Origin of the sequence: Phycicoccus avicenniae (assembly GCF_018139485.1) — a bacterium.
Taxonomy (GTDB): Bacteria; Actinomycetota; Actinomycetes; order Actinomycetales; family Dermatophilaceae; genus Phycicoccus; species Phycicoccus avicenniae.
In genome coordinates this window covers 204,583-221,860 of record NZ_JAGSNF010000003.1, presented here as the reverse complement: position 1 = coordinate 221,860, position 17,278 = coordinate 204,583, and the positions used below count along the sequence as shown (strand labels likewise).

Annotated in this window: 17 protein-coding genes and 1 pseudogene; 7 read left to right on the top strand and 11 right to left on the bottom strand. The window is 72.7% G+C overall.

Annotated elements, in window-relative coordinates:
- The 4 genes from KC207_RS02990 to glgA form a co-directional block, all read right to left on the bottom strand.
- A complete protein-coding gene (locus KC207_RS02990) occupies nucleotides 1–483 on the bottom strand; it encodes an NfeD family protein (RefSeq protein ID WP_211601411.1) in 483 nt (160 codons plus the stop codon).
- Between the two features lie 72 nt (nucleotides 484–555).
- Nucleotides 556–1,338 (bottom strand): ABC transporter ATP-binding protein, encoded by a 783-nt coding sequence (locus tag KC207_RS02985; protein WP_211601410.1) that lies wholly within the window; start codon nucleotides 1,336–1,338, stop codon nucleotides 556–558.
- 60 nt (nucleotides 1,339–1,398) lie between these two features.
- On the bottom strand, nucleotides 1,399–1,884 hold the full coding sequence (locus KC207_RS02980; RefSeq protein WP_211601409.1) for an XdhC family protein: 486 nt from the start codon (nucleotides 1,882–1,884) through the stop codon (nucleotides 1,399–1,401).
- Nucleotides 1,885–1,891: 7 nt separating this feature from the next.
- Nucleotides 1,892–3,085, bottom strand: coding sequence for a glycogen synthase (gene glgA / locus KC207_RS02975; RefSeq protein WP_211601408.1), 1,194 nt, complete (start codon nucleotides 3,083–3,085; stop codon nucleotides 1,892–1,894).
- Between the two features lie 62 nt (nucleotides 3,086–3,147).
- Here glgA and glgC point away from each other — a divergent pair, with 62 nt between their 5' ends.
- From glgC to serB, 3 genes are read left to right on the top strand one after another with little or no spacing between them, the layout of a single operon-like run.
- Entirely contained in the window at nucleotides 3,148–4,401 is a 1,254-nt protein-coding gene (gene glgC / locus KC207_RS02970; protein WP_211601407.1) for a glucose-1-phosphate adenylyltransferase, read from the top strand.
- Nucleotides 4,398–5,225, top strand: a complete 828-nt coding sequence (locus KC207_RS02965) for an LLM class F420-dependent oxidoreductase (RefSeq protein WP_211601406.1) — start codon at nucleotides 4,398–4,400, stop codon at nucleotides 5,223–5,225. The genes glgC and KC207_RS02965 overlap by 4 nt, the downstream gene beginning before the upstream one ends.
- Nucleotides 5,226–5,235: 10 nt before the next feature.
- Complete coding sequence (gene serB / locus KC207_RS02960) at nucleotides 5,236–6,450, top strand: phosphoserine phosphatase SerB (RefSeq protein ID WP_249138515.1); 1,215 nt, start codon at nucleotides 5,236–5,238, stop codon at nucleotides 6,448–6,450.
- Nucleotides 6,451–6,463: 13 nt separating this feature from the next.
- Here the strand turns inward: serB and fabI are convergent, their stop codons facing one another.
- Nucleotides 6,464–7,222: an enoyl-ACP reductase FabI gene (gene fabI / locus KC207_RS02955; protein ID WP_211601405.1), complete on the bottom strand. Its 759-nt coding sequence runs from the start codon at nucleotides 7,220–7,222 to the stop codon at nucleotides 6,464–6,466.
- Nucleotides 7,223–7,266: 44 nt separating this feature from the next.
- Complete coding sequence (gene fabG, locus KC207_RS02950) at nucleotides 7,267–7,980, bottom strand: beta-ketoacyl-ACP reductase (RefSeq protein ID WP_211601404.1); 714 nt, start codon at nucleotides 7,978–7,980, stop codon at nucleotides 7,267–7,269.
- 130 nt (nucleotides 7,981–8,110) lie between these two features.
- Here fabG and KC207_RS02945 point away from each other — a divergent pair, with 130 nt between their 5' ends.
- Nucleotides 8,111–8,476 carry a DUF3099 domain-containing protein gene (locus KC207_RS02945; protein ID WP_211601403.1) on the top strand — a complete coding sequence of 122 codons (366 nt, stop codon included), beginning with the start codon at nucleotides 8,111–8,113 and terminating at the stop codon, nucleotides 8,474–8,476.
- A gap of 10 nt (nucleotides 8,477–8,486) precedes the next feature.
- Here the strand turns inward: KC207_RS02945 and moaA are convergent, their stop codons facing one another.
- Nucleotides 8,487–9,488, bottom strand: a complete 1,002-nt coding sequence (moaA, locus tag KC207_RS02940) for a GTP 3',8-cyclase MoaA (RefSeq protein ID WP_211601402.1) — start codon at nucleotides 9,486–9,488, stop codon at nucleotides 8,487–8,489.
- Between the two features lie 25 nt (nucleotides 9,489–9,513).
- Here moaA and KC207_RS02935 point away from each other — a divergent pair, with 25 nt between their 5' ends.
- Both KC207_RS02935 and KC207_RS02930 read left to right on the top strand, forming a co-directional pair.
- Nucleotides 9,514–10,314, top strand: coding sequence for an SURF1 family cytochrome oxidase biogenesis protein (locus tag KC207_RS02935; RefSeq protein WP_249138514.1), 801 nt, complete (start codon nucleotides 9,514–9,516; stop codon nucleotides 10,312–10,314).
- A gap of 44 nt (nucleotides 10,315–10,358) precedes the next feature.
- On the top strand, nucleotides 10,359–11,708 hold the full coding sequence (locus tag KC207_RS02930; RefSeq protein ID WP_211601401.1) for a DUF2252 domain-containing protein: 1,350 nt from the start codon (nucleotides 10,359–10,361) through the stop codon (nucleotides 11,706–11,708).
- Between the two features lie 39 nt (nucleotides 11,709–11,747).
- On the opposite strand, the gene KC207_RS02925 is transcribed toward KC207_RS02930, so the two are convergent.
- Nucleotides 11,748–13,601: an ABC transporter ATP-binding protein gene (locus tag KC207_RS02925; protein ID WP_211601603.1), complete on the bottom strand. Its 1,854-nt coding sequence runs from the start codon at nucleotides 13,599–13,601 to the stop codon at nucleotides 11,748–11,750.
- 157 nt (nucleotides 13,602–13,758) lie between these two features.
- Here KC207_RS02925 and KC207_RS02920 point away from each other — a divergent pair, with 157 nt between their 5' ends.
- Entirely contained in the window at nucleotides 13,759–15,180 is a 1,422-nt protein-coding gene (locus tag KC207_RS02920) for a TrpB-like pyridoxal phosphate-dependent enzyme (RefSeq protein ID WP_211601400.1), read from the top strand.
- 13 nt (nucleotides 15,181–15,193) lie between these two features.
- Here the strand turns inward: KC207_RS02920 and KC207_RS02915 are convergent, their stop codons facing one another.
- The 3 genes and pseudogenes from KC207_RS02915 to KC207_RS02905 form a co-directional block, all read right to left on the bottom strand.
- Nucleotides 15,194–16,366 carry a serine hydrolase domain-containing protein gene (locus tag KC207_RS02915; protein ID WP_211601399.1) on the bottom strand — a complete coding sequence of 391 codons (1,173 nt, stop codon included), beginning with the start codon at nucleotides 16,364–16,366 and terminating at the stop codon, nucleotides 15,194–15,196.
- A 117-nt stretch (nucleotides 16,367–16,483) separates the two neighbouring features.
- The gene (locus KC207_RS02910) at nucleotides 16,484–17,089 is read right to left on the bottom strand and encodes an SRPBCC family protein (RefSeq protein WP_211601398.1); all 606 of its coding nucleotides are present in this window, start codon (nucleotides 17,087–17,089) and stop codon (nucleotides 16,484–16,486) included.
- 4 nt (nucleotides 17,090–17,093) lie between these two features.
- Nucleotides 17,094–17,273: pseudogene (locus KC207_RS02905) on the bottom strand (ArsR/SmtB family transcription factor); the annotation flags it as partial.
- Nucleotides 17,274–17,278: the final 5 nt, after the last annotated feature.

Sequence of the window (17,278 nt, the reverse complement as noted above, 5' to 3'; positions counted from 1 at the left end):
TCAGGGGGTGGTCGTGGGGGGCTCGGGGGACCGGGCGGGCTTGGGGACGACGATCGCGGTCGCGCCGTGGATGGCGACGACGCGGACCTCGTCCCCGGGGCCGACGGGCTCGCCGTCGTCGGGAAGCCGGGCCGACCAGGTCTCGCCGCCGAGCTTGACGCGTCCGTCGGTCTCGGTGACGGTCTGCAGCACCCAGGCGGTGCGTCCGACGAGCGCCGAGGCGCCGATCCGGTGGTCGGTCGCGTCGTCGGTGAACCGTCGCTTCAGGACCGGGCGCAGCAGGAAGAGCAGGCCCATCGCCGCGACGATGGCGACGACCATCTGGAAGAAGAAGGGGAACCCGAGGAGCGCCGCGACCCCTCCGGCGACCGCTCCGCCGGCGAGCATCGCGAACGCGAAGTCGACGGTGGCGGTCTCGATGGCCCCGAGGACGAGCGCGACCCCCAGCCATCCGAGCCAGGCGTTCTCGGCCAGCCACTCCATCGCTCTCCCCTTCCTCGGGCGTTCGGTGGTCGGACGTGCCGACCGCGGTCGCGGTTCCCGCGACCCGGGCCCCTATCGTGCCCGAGCCGCGAACCGTTCGCCGCGCACCTCGAGCTCGAGTGGCATCCCGAAGGTCGCCTCGAGGTTCTCACGGGTCAGCGTGATCTCGATGGGGCCCTGGGCAACCACCCGGCCGCCCCGGAGCAGCAGCACGTCGGTGAAGTGCGGCGGGATCTCCTCGACGTGATGGGTCACGAGCACCAAGGCCGGCGCCGCGAGGTCGGCGGCGAGGAGGCCGAGGCGCCGGACGAGGTCCTCACGACCACCAAGGTCCAGCCCCGCGGCGGGCTCGTCGAGGAGCATGAGCTCGGGGTCGGTCATCAGCGCCCGGGAGATCTGCACCCGCTTGCGCTCCCCCTCGGACAGGGTGCCGTAGCGGCGGTCGGCGAGATGCGCCGCACCGAGGGCCTCGAGCAGCTCGAGGGCGCGTCGCTCGTCCATGCCGTCGTAGCTCTCGCGCCAGCGCCCGACGACGCCGTACGAGGCGGTGACGACGACGTCCCGGACGCGCTCGTGCGGCGGGATGCGGTCGGCGAGGGAGGCGCTGGAGAGCCCGATCCGGGGACGCAGCTCGAAGACGTCGACGGCCCCGAGCACCTCGCCGAGGACACCGGCCACGCCGCGGGTCGGGTGGATCCGGGCGGCGGCGAGCTGCAGCAGGGTCGTCTTGCCGGCGCCGTTGGGGCCGAGGACGACCCAACGCTGGCCCTCCTCGACCTCCCACGTCACGTCGTCGAGGATCGTCGTGTCCCCGCGCACGACACCGACGCCAGCCAGGGCCACGACGTCGCTCATGCCCCAACCCTAGGTGACGTGGGGGCGGGCGCGACGGCGGCACGCGCAGCGTACGACCCGTCAGTGCTCGCGCATCGGACCGCCGCCCGCCCCGTGGCGGCCGGCGACGACCTCGGCCATGACGGACAGGGCGATCTCCCCCGCCGACCGGCCGCCGATCCGCAGCCCGGCCGGCACGTGGAGCCGGCGCAGGTCGTCCTCGCCGAACCCCTCGTCGCGCAGGTCCGCCAGGAGCCCGGCCGAGCGGGACCGGCTCGCCATCATCGCGACGTGGCCGACACCCGCACGGAGGGCCCCGCGCAGCAGGTCACCCGCGCCCTCGGCGTCGTGGTCGCACAGGACGAGGGCGTCGACGTGCCCGAGGTCGCCCGCCTCCTCGGCCGTGGGGACGGCGGGAAGCCGCACGACGTCCCACCCGGTCGCCGTGGCGATGTCCGCGAGGGCGGCCGCGATCCGGTTGTCGGCGACGACGACGAGCCGCCCCAGCGGTCGCTCGGACGGCTCCGCTCCGCTGCCGAGCACCGGGTCGTGCCGGGTGTCGCTCATCGGGGGCTCACCCGCCCAGCACCCCGCGGTAGACCTCCATCGTGCGGTCGGCGATCGTTCCCCACGAGAACTGCTCGACGGCCCGCTCGCGTCCCGCGCGGCCGAAGCGGGCCGCCCGGTCCAGGTTGGACACCGCGTCGGTGAGGGCGGCGGCGAGGTCGGCGACGAAGCGGTCCTCGTCGACCGGGATGCCCGTGCCGTCGGTCACCCGCTCGATGGGCACGAGCCAGCCGGTCCCCCCGTCGACGACGACCTCGGGGATGCCCCCGGTGGCGGTCGCGACGACGGGCAGCTCGCAGGCCATCGCCTCGAGGTTGACGATGCCGAGCGGCTCGTACACCGACGGGCAGACGAACACCGTCGAGGCGCTGAGCACCGCGGTCACCTTCTCCCGCGGCAGCATGTCGGAGATCCACACCACGCCGTCGCGCTCCGAGCGCAGCCCGTCGACGAGGCCCTCGACCTCGGCCTTGATCTCGGGGGTGTCCGGGGCGCCGGCGAGGAGGACGAGCTGGACCTCCGGCGGCAGCTCGGCCGCGGCGCGCAGGAGGTACGGCAGGCCCTTCTGCCGGGTGATCCGGCCGACGAAGACGACGGCCGGGCGGTCGGGGTCGATGCCGAGCGACCGGACGGTGTCGGGGTCGTCGTGGCGCCGCCAGAGCTCGGAGTCGATGCCGTTGTGGACGACCTGGACCTTGGCCGGGTCGACCTGCGGGTAGGAACGCAGGATGTCCTCGCGCATGCCGGCGCTCACGGCGACGATCGCGGCCGCGCCCTCGTAGGCGGTGCGCTCCACCCACGACGAGAGCCGGTAGCCGCCGCCGAGCTGCTCGGCCTTCCACGGCCGCATCGGCTCGAGGCTGTGCGCGGACAGCACGTGCGGCACGCCCTCGAGGATGCCCGCGACGTGGCCGGCGAAGTTGGCGTACCAGGTGTGCGAGTGGACGAGGTCGGCGCCGGCGCACTCCGCCGCCATCGTGAGGTCGACCCCGAGCGTCCCGAGCGCGGCGTTCGTGCCCTCGAGCGCCGGGAGGTCGGGATGGCTCGTCGTGCCCTCCTCGTCCCGTGGGTCACCGAACGCGTGCACCCGCACGTCGGTGTCGGACCGGCCGCGCAGCGCCCGGACGAGCTCGGCGACGTGCACCCCGGCCCCTCCGTAGATGGCGGGCGGGTACTCCTTGGTGAGGATGTCGATACGCACGGATTTCACCGTAGTGGTGTCCGGGCCTCCCGGCGAGCGCCGGAACCCCATAGGTTGGTGCCATGGCGTACCGCAGCGGAGGTCCCAAGGTCCTGGCCATCGTCCTCGCAGGTGGGGAGGGGAAGCGGCTCATGCCGCTCACCCGCGACCGGGCCAAGCCCGCCGTCCCGTTCGGCGGCATCTACCGGCTCGTCGACTTCGCCCTCTCCAACGTCGTGAACTCCGGCTACCTCAAGGTCGTCGTGCTCACCCAGTACAAGTCGCACAGCCTCGACCGGCACGTGACGACGACGTGGCGGATGAGCAACATGCTCGGCAACTACGTCGCCCCCATCCCGGCGCAGCAGCGCATGGGCAAGAGCTGGTACCTCGGCAGCGCCGACGCGATCTTCCAGAGCATGAACACGATCGTCGACGAGCGGCCGGACATCATCGTCGTCGTCGGGGCCGACCACGTGTACCGGATGGACTTCTCCCAGATGGTCGACCAGCACATCGAGACCGGCGCCGGTGTGACGGTCGCCGCGATCCGCCAGCCCAAGGACACCTCCGACCAGTTCGGCGTCATCGACGTCCAGCCGGACGACCCCCGCAAGATCCGTGCCTTCCTCGAGAAGCCGACCGACCCCGACGGCCTGCCGGACTCCCCCGACGAGATCCTCGCGAGCATGGGCAACTACGTCTTCAGCGCCGACGCGCTCGTCGACGCGGTGACCGCCGACTCCACCCGCGAGGGCAGCAAGCACGACATGGGCGGCGACATCGTCCCCGCCCTCGTCGAGCAGGACGCCGCCTACGCGTACGACTTCAAGAACAACGTCGTGCCCGGCGGGACCGAGCGCGACATGGGCTACTGGCGCGACGTCGGGACGATCGACAGCTACTACGACGCCCACATGGACCTCGTGTCGATCCATCCGGTCTTCAACCTCTACAACTACGACTGGCCGCTCTACACGACGTACGGCTACTACCCGCCGGCGAAGTTCGTCCACGGCGCGCACGGCCGGTTCGGGGAGGCGCTGAACTCCGCCGTCTCCCCCGGTGTCGTCATCTCCGGGGCCCGGGTCAACGGGTCGGTCGTCTCCCCCGACGTCCACGTCCACAGCTACACCGAGATCGAGGACAGCGTCATCCTCGACGGGGTGCAGATCGGGCGGAACTGCCGGATCGAGAAGGCGATCATCGACAAGAACGTCGTCGTCCCCGAGGGCGCCTCGATCGGCGTCGACCGCGAGCACGACCTGGCCCGCGGCTTCTCGGTCACCGAGTCGGGCATCACGATCGTCGGCAAGGGCCAGGAGGTGGGTCCGTGAGCGCTACGGGCTCGGCCCGGATCGGCGTCCAGATCCAGCCCCAGCACGCGACCTACGCGCAGATCCGTCGGACGTGCGCGCGCCTCGAGGAGATGGGCGTCGACGTCCTCTTCAACTGGGACCACTTCTTCCCCCTCTACGGGGACCCCGACGGCGCGCACTTCGAGTGCTGGACGATGCTCGGCGCGTGGGCCGAGGCGACCGAGCGCGTCGAGATCGGGGCGCTCGTCACGTGCAACAGCTACCGCAACCCGCAGCTGCTCGCCGACATGGCCCGCACCGTCGACCACGTCAGCGCGCGCGAGGACGGTCCGGGCCGTCTGGTCCTCGGGATCGGGTCGGGGTGGTTCGAGCGGGACTACGACGAGTACGGCTACGAGTTCGGCACGGCGGGGGGCCGGCTCGACGCGCTGGCGCGGGACCTGCCGATCATCGAGCGGCGCTGGGAGAGCCTCAACCCGGCACCGACGCGCAAGATCCCCGTGCTCGTCGGCGGCGGCGGCGAGAAGAAGACGCTGCGGATCGTCGCCGAGCACGCCGACATCTGGCACGGCTTCGGCGACGCGGCGACGGTCGCCCACAAGCACGCCGTCCTCGACGAGTGGTGCGGGACGGTCGGCCGCGACCCCTCCGCCATCGAGCGCTCGGCCGGGGTCTCGCCCAAGCCCGGGCGGCTCCCCGAGGACGTCGAGGACTACGCGGCGGGCGCCCAGGAGCTGTACGACGTCGGCACCCGGCTGTTCACGGTCGGGCTGAACGGGCCGGACCACGACGCCGGTCCGGTGCGTGACCTGCTCGCCTGGCGGGACGCGCTGCGCGGCTAGCCTGCCTGGCGTGAGCACCTCCGCCGCGCCGCCACCCCTGCCCGACCCCGACGCCCGGACCCTCCTGCTGTCGTTGTCCGGTCGCGACCGGCCGGGGGTCACGAGCGTCGTCTTCGACGCCGCGAGCACGGTCGGCGCGGAGGTCCTCGACGTCGAGCAGGTCGTCGTGCGGGGCCACCTCGCGCTCTCGGTCCTGCTCTCCCCCGGACCCGACGAGAACGTCCTCACCGACCGCCTGACGAGGGCCGGCGAGTCGCTGGGGATGGAGGTCATCCTCGTCGCGGGTCGCGGCGACAACGCCTCGCGCCGCACCGGCCGGGCCGCCGTCGTCGTCATGGGTTCCCCCCTCGAGACCCGGCACGTCGCCGCGGTGTCGGCGGCCGTCGCCCGCCACGGCGCGAACATCGACCGCATCCGCCGGCTCTCCCGGTGGCCCGTGACGACGGTCGAGCTCGACGTGTCCGGCGCCGACGTCCCCCGGCTGCGCCGCGACCTCGCCCTCGTCTCCGCCGACGCCGGCTGTGACATCGCCGTGTCCCCGGCGGGTCTCGCCCGCCGCGGGGGCCGGCTCGTCGTCATGGACGTCGACTCCACCCTCATCCAGGACGAGGTCATCGAGCTCATCGCCGAGCACGCCGGCACCCTCGAGGAGGTCGCCGCCGTCACCGATCGCGCGATGAACGGTGAGCTCGACTTCGCCGAGAGCCTCGCCGCCCGGGTCGCGACCCTCGAGGGGCTGCCGGTGTCGGTGCTCGAGGAGGTGCGCGAGGCCGTGCGGCTCACGCCCGGCGCACGGACCCTCGTGCGCACTCTCAAGGACCTCGGCTTCACCGTGGCCCTGGTGTCCGGCGGCTTCTGCGAGATCGTCGAGCCGATCGGGGCCGACCTCGGCGTCGACCACGTCCGGGCGAACCGGCTCGAGGTGGCGGACGGTCGCCTCACCGGGCGCGTGCTCGGTGAGGTCGTCGACCGGCCCGGCAAGGCCGCCGCGCTGCGCGAGTTCGCCGACCTCGAGGGGCTGCCGCTCGCCCGCACCGTGGCCATCGGGGACGGGGCCAACGACCTCGACATGCTCCAGGCGGCCGGGCTCGGGGTGGCGTTCAACGCCAAGCCCGTCGTGCGCGAGCAGGCCGACACCTCCGTCAACGTGCCCTACCTCGACACCGTCCTGTTCCTCCTCGGCATCAGCCGCGAGGAGGTCGAGGACGCCGGCACGAGCGCCTGAGGCGCAGCGCGGGTCAGGCGCCGATGGCGTGGTACCCGCCGTCGACGTGGACGATCTCGCCCGTCGTCGCCGGGAACCAGTCCGAGAGCAGCGCGACGACGGCGCGGGCCGCCGGCTCGGCGTCCCTCACGTCCCAGCCGAGCGGGGCCCTGCTGCCCCACGCCTCCTCGAACTGCTCGAAGCCCGGGATCGACTTCGCCGCCGTCGTGCGGATCGGGCCGGCGGAGACGAGGTTGCACCGCACGCCCCGTGGGCCCATGTCCCGGGCGAGGTAGCGGTTCGTCGACTCGAAGGCCGCCTTGGCGACGCCCATCCAGTCGTAGACCGGCCAGGCGTACCTCGCGTCGAAGGTGAGCCCGACGACCGAGCCCCCCTCGTCCATGAGCGGCAGGGCGGCCTTCGTGAGCGCCTGGAGGCTGAACGCCGAGATCTGGACGGCGGTCGAGACGTCCTCCCACGAGGCCCTCATGAAGTCGAACGCGCCCTGCGGGGCGAAGCCGATGGAGTGCACGACCCCGTCGAGACCGTCGACGTGCTCGCGGACCCGGCCCTCCAGCGCGGCGAGGTCCTCCTCGGAGGAGACGTCGAGCTCGACGACCGGCGCCGGCTCCGGCAGCCGCCGGGCGATGGCCGTCGTGATCCTCGTCGTCCGTCCGAAGGAGGTGAGGACGACCTCGGCGCCCTGCTCCTGCGCGAGCCGGGCGACGTGGAAGGCGATGGAGGAGTCCATGAGGACGCCGGTGACGAGCAGCTTCTTGCCCTCGAGCAACATCGGTGCTGGCCTTTCGCTGGGGGTCGGTGCGGTGGGGTCGGGCGTCAGTGGCCCATGCCGAGGCCGCCGTCGACGGGCAGCACGGCACCGGAGACGTAGGCCGCATCGGGTCCGGCGAGGAAGCGGACGACGCCCGCGACCTCCTCCGGGGTGGCGAACCGGCCCGCCGGGATCGCCGCCTTGTAGGTCTTCTGGGTGTCCTCGGGCAGGGCCGCCGTCATGTCGGTCTCGATGAACCCAGGCGCGACGACGTTGGCGGTGATCCCCCGGCCGCCGAGCTCGCGGGTCACCGAGCGCGCGAGGCCGACGAGGCCGGCCTTGCTCGCGGCGTAGTTGGCCTGGCCGGGCCCGCCGTAGAGCCCGACGACGCTGGAGACGAGGACGATGCGGCCTCGGCGCAGGCGGATCATGCCCTTGCTGGCACGGCGGACGCAGCGGAAGGCGCCGGTGAGGTTCGTCTCGAGGACCGCGTCCCAGTCCTCGTCGCTCATCCGCATGAGCAGGCCGTCCTTCGTGATGCCGGCGTTCGCGACGAGCACCTCGACGGGGCCGCCGAGCTTCTCCTCGGCCTCGGTGAACGCGGCGTCGACCGACGCGGCGTCGGTGACGTCGCAGCGCACCCCTTCCAGGCCCTCGGGCGGCTCCCCGCTGCGGTGGGTGACGACGACCCTGTCGCCGGCCTCGGCGAAGGACCGGGCGATCGCGAGGCCGATGCCTCGGTTGCCGCCGGTGACCAGGACGGTGCGGGGCTCGCTCATGGCACCCGAACCTAGTGGACTACCGGCCGGTAGCCGGAACCCCGGCGACCGCGCCGGGGGCTCGCCGGGACTGTCGAAGGTCGCCGCAGGTCACGGGCCTCGCGTGGGGGTCCGGACGTACAGTGGCTGAATGGCACATCGCACCCACGTTGGCGACACCCAGTCGGTGACGAGCGTCGCGGAGTCGCCCGAGGCCGACCGTGCCGACCGCATCAGGAAGTACCTCTTCACGATGTCGCTGCGCACCGTCTGCTTCGTCCTCGCGATCGTCTTCGACGGCTGGCTGCGCTGGGTCTTCGCCGCCGGGGCGGTCTTCCTGCCGTTCTTCGCGGTCGTCGCCGCCAACGCCGTCCGACCGCGGGTGGGGGGCCGGTACCGCCCCGTTACCCCCACCCGGGACGAGACCCCGCGCATCACCGACCGCTCCTACGTCCACGTCCCCACGGTCGTCACACCGCAGGACGACGAGGACGACCCGCGCAGCGACGGGCGGTAGGTCGGTCCGCTCAGCCGCCGATGGCCGACATCGGCCGGTCCGGCTGGGTGAAGTCGGGGCGGTCGATGCCGTGGCCGGCCTTCTTGGCCCACATCTCCCCGACGACGAGGTCCTCGAGCTCGGCGTCGGTCGCGCCGTCCCGGAGCGGGCCGCGCAGGTCGATCTCGCTGCGGCTGAAGAGGCAGTTGCGCAGCTGGCCGTCGGCGGTGAGGCGGACCCGGTCGCACGCGGCGCAGAACGGGGCCGAGACGCTGGCGATGACGCCGACCGTCTCCGGTCCGCCGTCGACGAAAAAGAGCTCGGCGGGGGCGCTGCCGCGATCGGTGACGGGGGTCAGCGTGAACCGCTCGCCGAGCCGCTCGAGGATCTCCTGCTGGGACACCATCTGCGAGCGGTCCCACGCGTGCTGGGCGTCGAGCGGCATCTGCTCGATGAACCGCAGGGCGTAGCCGCGGTCGAGGCACCAGGCGAGGAGGTCCGCGACCGAGGTGTCGTTGACCCCGCGCATGGCGACGGCGTTGACCTTGACGGGGGTGAGGCCGGCGTCGGCCGCGGCCTTGAGCCCGGCCTCGACGTCGCGGAACCGGTCCCGGCGGGTGAGGTCCTTGAACGCCTCAGGGTCGACGGTGTCGAGGCTGATGTTCACCCGGTCGAGCCCGGCCTCGGCGAGCGGCGCCGCGAGCCGGTCCAGGCCGATGCCGTTCGTCGTCATCGCGATGCGCGGGCGCGGCTCGAGGGCGGCGATGCGTCCGACGACGTCGACGAGCGAGCGGCGCAGGATCGGCTCGCCGCCGGTGAGCCGCACGTTCGTCACGCCGAGCCCGACCATGACGCGCACGAGCCGGACGAGCTCGTCGTCGTCGAGCATCTCCGGTTTCGCCATCCAGTCGAGGCCCTCGGCGGGCATGCAGTAGGTGCACCGCAGGTTGCAGCGGTCGGTGACCGAGACGCGCAGGTCCCGCCCGACGCGGCCGAAGCGGTCGAGGAGTCGTGGCTCTGGGAGGTCGGTCATAGGGTCCCAGCCTACGACGAGTAGCGTGACGGACGTGCTGCGACGGCTCATCACTCCCCGGTGGCTGGGGGCGCTCGTCCTCGCGGTGCTCTTCGCGGTCGCGTCCTACCACCTCGGGTTCTGGCAGTACCACCGGTACGAGGCCAAGGTCGAGCGGAACACCCTGCTCGACGACCACTACGCCGCCGACCCCGTCGCCCTCGACACCGTCCTCACGAGCGAGCCGGTCCCCCCGTCGCAGGAGTGGACCCGGGTCGAGGTCACCGGCGAGTACGTCGGCGGCCCGCTCCTGGTCCGGGGGCGCCCGAACAACAGCGTCGTCGGCTTCGAGGAGCTGGCCGTGCTCGCCCCCGACGACGGGGGCACCCCGGTCCTGGTGAACCGCGGCTGGGTCGCGCCGTCGGACTCGGGGGCGAGCGTCCTGCCGCAGGTCGACCCCCTGCCGACCGGCACCGTGACGGTCCTCGGCTGGGTGCGCCCGTCGGAGTCCTCCCGGGGGGACGTCGCCCCCGGTGCCGAGCAGATCCGCAGCGTCTCGGTCGCGGACGCCGCGACGGCCCTCGACACGACGCTGCGCCCCGGCGTCGTCCGGATGGAGGAGGAGGCGCTCCCGGACGGCTCGGCGCCCCCGCGCCCGGAACCCCTCGAGCCGCCCGACCGCAGCCTCGGGGTCAACCTCGCCTACGCCTACCAGTGGTGGATGTTCATGGGGCTGGGCTTCCTCCTCGTCGTGCTCGGGGTACGCCGCGAGGAGCGACTGGCCAACCCGGACCGCTACCCGCCCAAGGCCAAGAAGGTCCGGATCTGGGACGAGGAGGACGAGTAGGTCCCGTCCCGTCCCGTCCCGGCGCGGTGTGCCATGGTTCGGCGATGGCTCCCTTCACCGGCGAGGACCGCACCGACACCGTCGTCAGCACCCTGCGCGAGGCCTTCGAGCCGCTCATGCTCGGCGACCCGCGCGCGTTCCGGACGAAGTTCCGGAAGATGGCTCGCGACCCGTTCGCGTTCTACCGGGGCTCCGCGTGCCTCTTCTACGCCGACCTCGGGCCGGGCGGCCGGTACGCCGACGTCGACGCCCGCTGGGTCGACGAGGACTCCTCCCGGGTGTGGATCCAGGGCGACCTGCACGCCGAGAACTTCGGGACCTACCTCGACGCCGACGGCCGTCTGGTCTTCGACGTCAACGACTTCGACGAGGCCTACCTCGGGCACTGGACGTGGGACCCGATGCGGTTCGTCGCGAGCCTGGCCCTGCTGTGCTGGCAGAAGGCCCTGCCGGACGGGACGATCGACGACCTCGTCGCCCGGTACGTGCGGGCCTACGTCGACCAGGTCGGCCACTACCGCGAGGCCGCCGACGACACCGAGTGGGCGATCACCCTCGAGAACGCGGAGGGCGCCGTCCTGCACGCCCTCCACGAGGCCAAGCTGTCGACCCGGTTCGAGATGCTCGAGAGCCAGACCGTCGTCGAGGACCACCGTCGTCGGTTCGCCGACACCTCCGTGGTCCGCCGGCTCGGGGACGACGAGCGTGCCGCCGTCTGCGACGCCTTCGACCGGTACCGCTCCTCCCTCCCGGGCTCCCGCCGTCACGAGCGGGTGACATTCGACGTGCTCGACGTCGTCGGGCGGTCCGGGGTGGGGATCGGCAGCGCCGGTCTGCCGACGTACAGCGTGCTCATCGAGGGGTTCACCCAGGCCCTCGACAACGACGTCGTCCTGTCGGTGAAGCAGGGCAACGTCGCGGCGCCGAGCCGGGTCGTCGACGACGCACGGGCCCGGGACTGGTTCGAGCACCACGGGCACCGGACCGCCGTGTCCCAGCGGGCCCTCCAGGCCCACGCGGACGGCTTCCTCGGCTGGACCTCCCTCGACCTCGGCGACGGGCCGACGGGGTTCGTCGTCAGCGAGGTCTCGCCGTACGAGTCGGACCTGTCCTGGGACGAGCTGTCCGAGCCGGAGGACCTCGAGGTCGTCGTGCCCCAGCTGGGCCGGGCGACGGCGAAGATCCACTGCGTCGCGGACGAGGACTCCGACCAGGACCTCGTCACCCTCTCGGTCGAGGAGGCCGTGGGGCGCAGCGTGGGGGACGACGTGGACGCCCTCGTGGCCGCCCTCACCGAGTTCGCGCACACCTACTCGCGCCAGGTGCGCGAGGACCACCGGCTCTTCGTCGACGCTTTCCGCGGCGGGGCGTTCGAGCACGTCGCACCCGCCTGACCCGGTCGACGCGTCGGTCGTGGTGAGGACCGACGGGGCTCACGCGGACAGGTCGGCGGCCTGCTCGGCGAACTGGGTGCGGTAGAGGTCGGCGTAGAGCCCGCCGCGCTGGACCAGCGCGGTGTGCGTGCCCCGCTCGACGATCCGGCCGTCGTCGACGACGAGGATCTCGTCGGCGTGCCGCACCGTGGACAGGCGGTGCGCGATGACGAGGGCCGAGCGGTCGCGCAGGGCCTCGTCGAGGGCCCGCTGCAGGGCCTGCTCGGACTCGCTGTCGAGGTGGGCCGTCGCCTCGTCGAGGACGATCATCCCGGGGCCCTTGAGGAGCAGACGCGCGATGGCGAGGCGCTGCTTCTCGCCCCCGGACAGGCGGTGTCCCCGGTCGCCGACGACGGTGTCGAGCCCCGACGGCAGCGACTCGACGAGCCGCAGCACCTGGGCGGCGCGCAGGGCGTCGAGCATCTGCTGCTCGGTGGCGTCGGGAGCCGCGTAGGCGAGGTTGGCGCGGATTGTGTCGTGGAAGAGGTGCGCCTCCTGGGTGACGAGACCCACCGTGTCCTGGAGCGAGGCGAAGGTCGCCTCGCGCAGGTCGACCCCGTTGACCCGCACGGTGCCCCCGGTCGGGTCGTAGAGCCGGGCCACGAGCGAGGTGATCGTCGACTTGCCGGCCCCGCTCGGGCCGACGAGCGCGACGAGGGAGCCCGGCTCGACCGTGAAGGAGACCTCGCGCAGCACCGTCTCGCCGGCGCCCCGGTCGCCGCTGGCGAGCGACTCGAGCGAGGCGAGGGAGACGTCGTCGGCCGACGGGTACCCGAAGGTGACGTCGTCGACCTCGACCCGCACCGGTCCGGCGGGGATGTCCCGCGCGTCGTCCCGCTCGGCGACGAGCGGCGGCAGGTCGAGCACCTCGAAGACCCGCTCGAAGGACACCAGTGCCGTCATGACGTCGACCCGGACGTTGGAGATCGCCGTGAGCGGGCCGTAGAGGGCTCCCAGCAGCGCGACGAGCGCGAGGAGGGTGCCGACCGTCAGGGTGCCGTCGACGGTCATCACGCCACCGAAGCCGTACACCATCGCCGTCGCGAGCGAGGCGATGCCCGTGAGCCCGACGAAGAAGACCGACCGGTTGAACGCGATGCGCACCCCGATGTCCCGGACCTGACCGGCGCGCTCGTCGTACTCGGCGTCCTCCGTCTGCGGCCGCCCGAAGAGCTTGACGAGCAGGGCCCCGGCGACGTTGAACCGCTCGTTCATGCGGGTGCCGAGGTCGGCGTTGAGCGACATCTGCTCGTGCGTCATCGCCGCCAACCGGCGACCCATGAGACGCGCCGGGAGGACGAACAGCGGGACGAGGGTCAGCGCCCCGAGCGTGAGCGGCCAGGACAGCGCGAACATCGTCCCGATGATGACGACGAGCGAGATGGCGTTACTGACGACGTTCTGCAGGACGGAGGTGAAGGCCTGCTGGGCGCCGATGACGTCGCTGTTGAGCCGGGTGACCAGGGCTCCGGTCTGGGCCCGGGTGAAGAAGGCGACCGGCTGGCGCAGGACGTGACCGAACACCTGGCGCCGCAGGTCGTAGATGAGACCCTCGCCGATCCGGGAGGAGTACCAGCGCTGGACGAGGGTGAGGGCCGCGGTGACGAGCGCGAGCCCGGCGACGAGGAGGGACAGGCGGACGACCAGGCCCCTGTCGTCCTGGCTGATCCCGTCGTCGACGATCGCCTTGAGCAGCAGTGGGACGGCGACGACGAGCGCGGAGCTGACGACGACGAGGGCGAGGAAGACGACGATCTGGCGCGCGTACGGGCGGGCGTACTCGAGGACCCGCCGCCGGGTCCCCGGCGCGAGCTGCTGCCCCTTGACGCTGGAGTCCTTCGTCAGCGAGTGCATGACCTGCCACCCGTTCGCGCTCACCCGTGTATCCCCTTTCCGTCGACCTCGCCAGTCAACCACCGCGGACCGACAGGTGTTCCCGCGCCCGCGGCCGTGCGGTGGACACTCCCTTGTGCCGGCCGCCCGCACCGGCCCACGATGTCGCCACCCCACGATGACGCCACGCCGCTCCCCGACGACGCCGGAGGTTCCCGTGCCCGACCCGCTGCGCCACAAGGTCCTGCTCGACGAGGACGAGATGCCGACGCACTGGTACAACCTCCTCGCCGACCTGCCGGTCCCTCCCCCACCGCCGCTGCACCCGGGCACCGGGGAGCCCGTCGGGCCGGACGACCTCACCCCGCTCTTCCCGATGGACCTCATTGCCCAGGAGCTGAGCACCGAGCGGTACGTCGCGATCCCCGAGGAGGTGCGCGACGTCTACCGACTGTGGCGCCCCTCGCCGCTGTTCCGCGCCCACCGCCTCGAGAAGGCGCTCGGCACCCCGGCGCGGATCTACTACAAGTACGAGGGCGTCTCCCCCGCCGGGTCGCACAAGCCGAACACCGCCGTCCCGCAGGCGTACTACAACGCGAAGGCGGGCGTGCGGAAGCTGACGACCGAGACCGGCGCCGGCCAGTGGGGCACCTCGCTCGCCTTCGCGTGCGCCCAGTTCGGCCTCGAGTGCGAGATCTGGCAGGTCCGCGCCTCCTACGACTCCAAGCCGTACCGCAAGGTCATGATGGAGACCTTCGGGGGCACCGTGCACCCGAGCCCGTCGGACCTCACGCAGGCCGGCCGCGACGTCCTCGCCACCCGCCCGGACTCCCCCGGGTCGCTGGGGCTCGCCATCAGCGAGGCCGTCGAGGTCGCGGCGCAGGACCCCACCGTGAACTACGCGCTCGGCTCCGTGCTCAACCACGTCCTGCTCCACCAGACGGTCATCGGCGAGGAGGCGCTGCTCCAGCTCGCGAAGGTCGACGAGACGGTCGACCTCATCGTCGGCTGCACCGGGGGCGGGTCGAACTTCGGCGGGCTCACCTTCCCCTTCCTCCGCGAGAAGCTCGCGCGCGGGAGCGGGCCGGTCATCCGCGCCGTCGAGCCGGCGTCCTGCCCCTCGCTCACCCAGGGCACGTATGCCTACGACTTCGGCGACGTCGCCGGCATGACGCCGCTGCTCAAGATGCACACCCTCGGCCACGACTTCGTCCCGGACCCCATCCACGCAGGTGGGCTGCGCTACCACGGGATGAGCCCGCTCATCAGCCACCTCTACGACCAGGGGCACCTCGAGGCCGTCGCGAAGACCCAGCAGGACTGCTTCGCCGCGGGCGTCCTCTTCGCCCGGACCGAGGGCATCGTCCCCGCTCCGGAGCCGACGCACGCCCTCGCGGCGGCCGTGGACGAGGCGCTCGCGTGCAAGGAGTCCGGCGAGGAGAAGGTCATCCTCACGGCCCTCTGCGGGCACGGCCACCTCGACCTGCCGGCCTACGAGGCGTACCTGCGCGGCGACCTCGTCGACCACACGTGGGACGACACCGAGCTCCAGCAGTCGGTGGCCGCGGCCCTGGAGAGGCTACCGGCCATCCCGGGCTGAGCCCGCACCGGGCTCACAGCGCCGCGTAGACGGCCTCCTCGAACTCCCCGTAGGTGCGCCACGCGTCGTCCTCGACGATGAACGGGAGCGAGTTGGTGTAGATCGACGCGCAGATGCCCGTCGTCCGGTCCACCCAGAAGTGGGTGTTGAACAGCCCGGCCCAGGCGCCGGACCCCGCCCGGCGGCGGCCCGGCACGTCGACGGTGTTGACGAGCAGCCCGTAGCCCCAGGTCCACCCCGGGCCGAGGTGCAGGGTGTCGGTGATCGCCGGGTCGGCCGTCGGGATCTCCTCCGGGAACGGGGTTCCGCGGAGCTGGTCCCGGAAGGCCGCGTCGACCGTCGCCTCCTCGAGGATGCGGACCCCGTCGAGCTCGCCGCCGCGCAGGAGCGCCCGCTCGAACCGGACGTAGTCCCGGGGCGTGGAGTACAGGCCGTGCCCGCCCGCCCACCAGTCGGGGTCCTGGTTGAGGATCTCGCCCGCCGACGCCCACCCGTCCTCGCCCGGGACGTGGACCGTCACGGTGTTCGCCAGCCGGCCCTCGTCGAGCCGGAACATCGTGTCGTCCATCCCGAGCGGGCCCGTGACGTGCTCCTTGACGACGACGTCGAGGGTGCTGCCGGCCACGGCCTCGACGACCCGGCCGAGCCAGTCGGTGTTGATGCCGTAGACGAACCGGGTGCCCGGGTCGGTCGTCATCGGGGCCTTGAAGGCGTCCATGGACCCGGGGACGACGTTGGGGGTGCCGGTCGCGGCCTCGAACCGCACGAGGTCCTCGTTCCAGAACCAGTAGCCCAGCCCCGTCGTGTGGGTGACGAGGTGGCGGACCGTCGCCTTCGTCGCCGGGGCCCGCAGCCGTGGGGTGTCCCCGTCCCACCCGTCGAGGACCTGCACCTCGGCGAACTCGGGGACGTACTCCTCGACCGGGGCGTCGAGGTCGAGGTCCCCGCGCTCGGTCTGCTGCAGCGCGGCCGTCGTCGCGACCATCTTCGTCATCGACATGATGCGGAACTGGGTCGACGTCGTCACCGGGTCCTCGGACTCGCCCGCGACGCGCACCCCCGCCCCGCCCTCGTACAGGACCCCGTCCGCGTCCGCGACGATGGCCGCCACGTGCGGGACGGCACCCCGCTCCACCGCCGCCGCGAGGACCGCGTCGATCCCCTGCCCGTCCATCGTCCTGCCCATGGCGTCACCTCCGGGTCGTGCCGCCCGCCTCGTCGCACGCGGCGCCGACCCCCAGGCTCCCCGCGTCCCGGCCCGGTGTCACCCCCCGGTCGGTCAGGTCCTGCCGGGGTCCGGTGCTCAGGGCAGGTCGGCGACGAGGTCCGCGTAGTAGCCGCTCATGCCCTCGTAGTCCGCCCAGGCGACCGTGTCCGCCGCGCCGCCGTCCTGGGCGACCGCGAGCCGGTCGAGGTAGTACTCCCAGCCGGGTCCGACGTCGCGACCGGTCGCGGCGTCGGCGACGCGTTGTGCGAAGGTCATGGTCGTGACCCCACCGACCTCGACGAGGTCGATCTCGAGGTGCCACTCGGGGCGCCCCGCCGTGTCGTCCGGCCAGCTGACGACGAGCCGGCGCGGCGGCTCGCAGACGTGGATCGTCGTCGGCACCGCCGCCACGTCCTCCCCCTCCGCGGTCATCCGGAAGCCGACCGTGCCGGTCGTCGGGTCGCCGTCCCACGTGCCGACCCACCGCTGCAGCCGCTCGGGCTCGGTCACCGCGGCCCAGACGTCCTCCGCCGGCGCGTGGAAGGTCCGGGTGAGGACGAGCAGGTCGGCGCCGTCGCGCTGCTCGCGGCGGCCTCCGGGACGGGGGACACGCGGCCACGGGGACGAGGTCGTCGAGCAGGGCGCGGACCTCGGCGAGCGGCTCGGGCCGCATCCGGTAGTGGTGCTCCCTGCCCCGGACATCGGCCTCGACGAGACCGGCCTCCGTGAGGACCCGCAGGTGCTTGCTCACCGCGGGGCGGCTCACCGGGTGCTGCGCCGCGAGGTCCACGACCCGGGCGCTGCCCCGGGCGAGGGTGCGCAGCAGGTCGCGGCGGACCGGGTCGGCGACGGCCGAGAAGACGTCCACGCAGATAGGTAACCACATGGTTA